General features: G+C 71.4%; 5 protein-coding genes. All 5 read left to right on the top strand.

Annotation, left to right across the window (positions count from 1 at the left end; all coding sequences use genetic code 11):
- Nucleotides 1-194 precede the first annotated feature (194 nt).
- A complete protein-coding gene (locus tag N790_RS02805) occupies nt 195-1118 on the top strand; it encodes a hypothetical protein (protein ID WP_169742135.1) in 924 nt (307 codons plus the stop codon).
- Complete coding sequence (locus N790_RS02800) at nt 1115-2095, top strand: hypothetical protein (protein ID WP_169742134.1); 981 nt, start codon at nt 1115-1117, stop codon at nt 2093-2095. Before N790_RS02805 ends, N790_RS02800 begins: the two co-directional genes overlap by 4 nt.
- Nucleotides 2096-2293: 198 nt before the next feature.
- On the top strand, nt 2294-2860 hold the full coding sequence (locus N790_RS02795) for a TMEM165/GDT1 family protein (RefSeq protein ID WP_043800430.1): 567 nt from the start codon (nt 2294-2296) through the stop codon (nt 2858-2860).
- Nucleotides 2861-2918: 58 nt separating this feature from the next.
- The gene (locus N790_RS15095; RefSeq protein ID WP_052385637.1) at nt 2919-4055 is read left to right on the top strand and encodes a GGDEF domain-containing protein; all 1137 of its coding nucleotides are present in this window, start codon (nt 2919-2921) and stop codon (nt 4053-4055) included.
- A 63-nt stretch (nt 4056-4118) separates the two neighbouring features.
- Nucleotides 4119-5373 (top strand): NupC/NupG family nucleoside CNT transporter (locus tag N790_RS02785; protein ID WP_043800427.1); only part of this gene is annotated, 1255 nt, incomplete at its 3' end.

Genomic DNA, 5373 nt, shown 5'->3' with positions numbered 1-5373 from the left:
CGCCGGCACCGCCCGCCCCACCCACGCCCCCGGCCCCGCCGGAGCCCGACGACGTGACCGTGGTGCACGCCGACGGCATCGTCACCCGCATCGCCACCGCGCCGCGGCGCGTGGATTGACCGGGAAATAGTCCGGGTTGAAGCCGGGCGCGGGATCGGGGTCTACTGGCCCTCCCCCGCGCCCGTCCCGGATTGATGCGAACTTCTTTCCGCGTTGCCCTGGTTGCGAGCGCCCTGCTGCTCGTTGCCGCTGCCGTCATCCTGATGAGGCGCGGCCACGATGAGGTGGCCGGCGATGCAAGTGAGCCTGCCGCCCCCCTGCCCGGCCTCACCAGCCTGCCGGTCGAACCCTCGGCGAAACCCACGCGCGCGGTTGCGCGCTATGACGCCAACGGCACGCCGCGCCCGGTCGAACCGCTGCCGCCGCTGGCCGAGCTCGTCGCCCGCGCCGACGGCGGCGATGCCCGCGCCGCCTGCCAGCTGGCGGCGGAGCTGCATGCTTGCCGCGAGAAAGCGGTGCTTGCCGGCCCCCGGCGCAGAGGCGGCAACGAGGAGCATCCCAACCGCTGCTCCGACCTGATCGAAAAGTACGGCGGTCGCCATTTCAACTATCTGCGCCAGGCCGCCTTCGCGGGCGAACCCGAGGCCATGCTTCGCTATGCCAAGGGCGAAGCCTTCGGCGTTCCCGGCGAGAGTTACGCCTTCCTTTCCACGCCGGACTTCGACACCTGGCGCCGCGAGGCGCCGGCCATGCTGCAGGCGGTGTTCGAAGCGGGCTACCCGGAGGCGGCGCTGCACCTGATGCTGGCGCAGGAGCCCATTTTCGGCGGCCAGCTCGCGGCGCTGCTGCCACCCGACCCGCTTCGGGAACGCGCCCGCATGGAGCTGATGGTGCTGTTCGCCGGCCAGCATCCCGAGGCGGCGAAGATCGCGGCGAGCCTGCCCCGCGCGGATCCGGCCCTCCAGCAGGAGGCGCAGGCGCTGGCGCGTCGCTGGCACCTTGAGTATTTCAATGGCCTGGAGGTGGACCCCAACACCGAGCCCACCGACCACGGCATGCCGCTGATGGCAGGCAGCGGCCAGGCCTGCAGCCAGCCCATCCCGGGGTTGAAGAAATGAGCCGCGCCGGGCGCGTCGCCAGCGTGGTACTCGTCGCTGCCCTGCTCGTCGCGGCAGGCTGGCGCCTGTGGCCGGGACCGACCACCGCGGCGCCCACGCCGAGTGGGAAGGACCGGCCTGTGCCGGAGGAATCACCCGCGACGCGGGCCACCGCAGCTCCCGCCGAATCCGAGTCGCTGCGCGCCGATGCGCCGGTGTCCATGTTGCCTGCCGAAACCCTGCCGCTGGCCCAGCGCATGGCCGAACTGCAGCGCTGGTCCGAAGCCGGCCATCCCGAAGCCAGCTGCCGCCTCGCCATCGAACGCATGCGTTGCCGCATGCTGCGCGCGCGCCCGCAGGAGGCAGGCCCTTCGGACTACGAGGAAAGGCTCGAGCAGGAGGGCAATCTGGAGGCCGCCAACGCCCTGGCCGAGGCGCAATTGCTGCGCATCCAACAGACGGCCGCCTGCCGGGAGGCCAACCCGGGCACCGAAGTCGGCGCGCTCGCCCTGCTGGCGCCGGCGGCGGCGGCCGGGCATGCGCCGTCGCAGGTGCTGTATTTCTCCATCGGAAAACAGTTCCGCTTCCAGCGTGGCATCTACCAGCACCCGGGCTTCGACGCCTGGCGGCGCGACGCGGCAAGGCACCTGTTCGCGGCTGCGCAAGCAGGGGAACCCGAGGCCGCGTCCGCGCTGGCGCGCGCCCTGGGCAATGACTCGGACCTGGGCGACGGGCTGGTCCCGGACGACGCGCGGGCGGCCTACGTGCAGCGGGTCCTGGCCGACCGGCTGTTCGGACGCGAAACGCATTCCTCGTGGGCGCAGCGGGCCGGCTTCGACGACGCGGAGCGCGCGCAGCTGGAAGCCGAAGCGGCGCGCCTGCACGCGCAGCGATTCGCCGGCCGCCGTTTCCGCGACCGCCAGCTCGACGCGTCGGCGCCCCACCGCCTGCCGGCGCTCACAGCCTCGGATTTCTGCGGCCCGCCGATCCCGCTATAATCCCCGCGCTTTCCCTGACTTCGGGGAGTAGCCCGGCCCCCACGGGGCTTCCGCGCATCAACACACTTGGCAACCGCCATGGTGCGCGGGCAAGGCGAAGGCCTTGCGGGCAAGACCGGAGGCAGACGCGTCGCTCACCCGGGCCGGGTGGCGGGGCGTCGGCCTTCCCTTGCCCCACACCCGGCCCCGGAGTCTTCCTTGGACGCATTGTTCGTTTCCACCCTCGCCGTCGCCGTCGCGGAAATCGGCGACAAGACCCAGCTGCTCGCGCTGGTGCTGGCGGCCCGCTACCGCAAGCCCTGGCCGATCATCGCCGGCATCCTGGTGGCCACCCTGCTCAACCACGCCCTGGCCGGCTGGCTGGGCGCGCTGGTGACCGGCTGGGTCAGCCCGGAAGTCCTGCGCTGGGGCGTGGTGGTGTCCTTCCTGGCCGTGGCCGCCTGGGCCCTGGTGCCCGACAAGCTCGAGGAAGACGAAGCGAAGACGCCGAAATACGGCGCCTTCCTGGCCACGCTGGTGGCCTTCTTCCTGGTCGAGATCGGCGACAAGACCCAGGTCGCCACCATCGTGCTGGCGGCGCAGTACTCGCCGCTGTGGCAGGTGGTGGCCGGCACCACGCTGGGCATGGCCATCGCCAACGTGCCGGTGGTGCTGCTGGGCGCGCGCTTCGCCGCCAGGCTGCCGCTCAAGGCGGCGCGCTACGCCGCGGCGGCGCTGTTCGCCGGCCTGGGCCTGTGGGTCGCCTTCCAGGGGCTGCCGGCCTGACAGCACGCGGCGGGGCGTCGTATCCTCGTCCCACCGTCCCCAGGCCACGACCCCCGGCGTGAGTACCCTGAGAGAAACCCTGGACGACCTCGCGGCCGCGCTGCGCGAGCGTCCCGACGACCTGCTGCTGGAAATCGGCGCGGGTGGCGAACTGCTGGTCGCCCGCCTGCGCCTGCTGGTGGCCGGGCTGCTCCTGCTGTTGCCGCTGCTCAACGCGCTCACCGATGGCCAGCCGACCGACAGCCTGGCCGGCCTGGCCGGGGCCACGGGCGTGACGCTCTTCAGCTGGGCCTGGCTGCGCATGGCCCAGCGCAAGCGCCGGCCGGCGTGGCTTCCCATGGTGTCGTCGGCCTTCGACGTGAGCCTGGTCAGCTTCGTGCTGGTGCTGCTGGGCCTGCTCTCGTCGCCGGTGGCCACGCTCAACAGCACCGTGGTCTGGGGCTGCTACCTGCTGGCCGTCTTCGCCACCGCGCTGCGCCAGGACCTGCGCGTCACGCTGTTCGCCGGCACGCTGGCGCTGGCGCAGTCGTCGCTGCTCTGGCTGGCCGTGGTGGCCTTCGCCGACGGCCCGCTGGTGTCGGCCGACTACGGCACCGTGCACGCCTCCTCGCAGCTGCAGCGGCTGGTGCTGCTGCTGGCGGCCACGCTGGTGACGGCGGTCATCGTGTTCCGCGCCCAGCGCCTGACCCAGTGGTCGAGCACCGACGGCCTGACCGGCCTGCACAACCGCAGCTACCTCAACACCCAGGTGCCGTCGAAGGTGGAATCGGCGCGGCGCGAAGGCCGCACCCTCACCCTGGCCCTGGTCGACCTCGACCACTTCCGCCACATCAACGCCGAACTCGGCCACCTGGCCGGCGACCGCGCCCTGCGCCACGCCGTGGCGGTGCTGCGCCGCGAACTGGGCCGCGAGGAGCCGATGATCCGCGTCGGCGGCGAGGAGTTCGTGCTGATGCTGCCGCTGCCCATTGGCGCCGCCTGGGAGCGCATGGAAGCCCTGCGCCGCAAGCTCGAGGCCGCGCCCTTCCTGCCCGAGCCCGACGTGGAGCCGCGCAAGCTCACCCTCAGCGCCGGCCTGGCCTGCTGCCCGCAGGACGCCAACGACCTGTCGGGCCTGATGAAACGGGCCGACCAGCGCCTGCGCGCGGCCAAGGCCGGCGGCCGGAACCGCGTGGTGGCCCGCGAGGGCGACTGAACCCGCATTGCCCGGGCGGGGCGCGGTGAACTACCCTGCCGCATCTTCCCGGGGTCTCATTCCATGGTCACCAGCATCCTTTTCGGCCTCTTCGGCCTGGCGGTCCTGATCGGCATCGCCTGGCTCTTCTCCAACAACAAGGGGGCGGTCGATTGGCGGCTGGTGCTCACCGGCATCACCCTGCAAATCGGTTTCGCGGCCCTGGTGCTGCTGGTGCCGGGCGGGCGCGAGGTGTTCGACTGGCTCGGCCACGGCTTCGTGAAGATCCTGGAGTTCGTCTCCGCCGGCTCGAACTTCATCTTCGGCAGCCTGATGGACACCTCGAAGTTCGGCTTCATCTTCGCCTTCCAGGTGCTGCCCACCATCATCTTCTTCGCCGCGCTGATGGGCGTGATGTACCACCTTGGCGTGATGCAGGCGATCGTGCGCGCCATGGCCTGGGCCATCACCAAGGTGATGAAGGTGTCCGGCGCCGAAACCACCAGCGTCTGCGCCAGCGTGTTCATCGGCCAGACCGAGGCGCCGCTGACGGTGCGCCCGTACATCCCGCGCATGACCGAATCCGAGCTGATCACCATGATGATCGGCGGCATGGCCCACATCGCCGGCGGCGTGCTGGCGGCCTACGTGGGCATGCTCGGCGGCGGCGACCCGGAGCAGCAGGCCTTCTACGCCAAGCACCTGCTGGCCGCGTCCATCATGGCCGCGCCCGCCACCCTGGTGGTGGCCAAGCTGCTGATCCCGGAAACCGGCACCCCGCTCACCCGCGGCACGGTGAAGATGGAAGTCGAGAAGACCTCCAGCAACATCATCGACGCCGCCGCCGCCGGCGCCGCCGACGGCCTGCGCCTGGCGCTCAACATCGGCGCGATGCTGCTGGCCTTCATCGCCCTGATCGCACTCATCAACGCGCCGCTGACCTGGCTGGGCGACGTCACCGGCGTGGCCGCCATGCTGGGCAAGCCCACCGACCTGGCCACCATCTTCGGCTACGTGCTGGCGCCGATCGCCTGGGTCATCGGCGTGCCCTGGCAGGACGCCAACACGGTCGGCTCGCTGATCGGCCAGAAGATCGTGATCAATGAATTCGTGGCCTACCTGCAGCTGGCCGACATCGTCAACGGCCGCGTGGACGGCGTCGAGCTCACCGAGAAGGGCCGCCTGATCGCCACCTACGCGCTGTGCGGTTTCGCCAACTTCAGCTCCATCGCCATCCAGATCGGCGGCATCGGCGGCCTGGCCCCCGAGCGGCGCCAGGACCTGGCCAAGTTCGGCCTGCGCGCCGTGCTGGGCGGCACCCTGGCCACCTTCATGACCG

Origin of the sequence: Arenimonas malthae CC-JY-1, from assembly GCF_000747075.1 — a bacterium.
Taxonomy (GTDB): domain Bacteria; phylum Pseudomonadota; class Gammaproteobacteria; order Xanthomonadales; family Xanthomonadaceae; genus Arenimonas; species Arenimonas malthae.
The sequence above is the reverse complement of the archived record's forward strand: the minus strand, read 5'-3'. Positions and strand labels throughout refer to the sequence as shown.

Coding starts and splice junctions, on each gene's coding strand:
- N790_RS02805 (WP_169742135.1), top strand. CDS start 195: ATGCGAACTTCTTTCCGCGTTGCCCTGGTTGCGAGCGCCCTGCTGCTC.
- N790_RS02800 (WP_169742134.1), top strand. CDS start 1,115: ATGAGCCGCGCCGGGCGCGTCGCCAGCGTGGTACTCGTCGCTGCCCTG.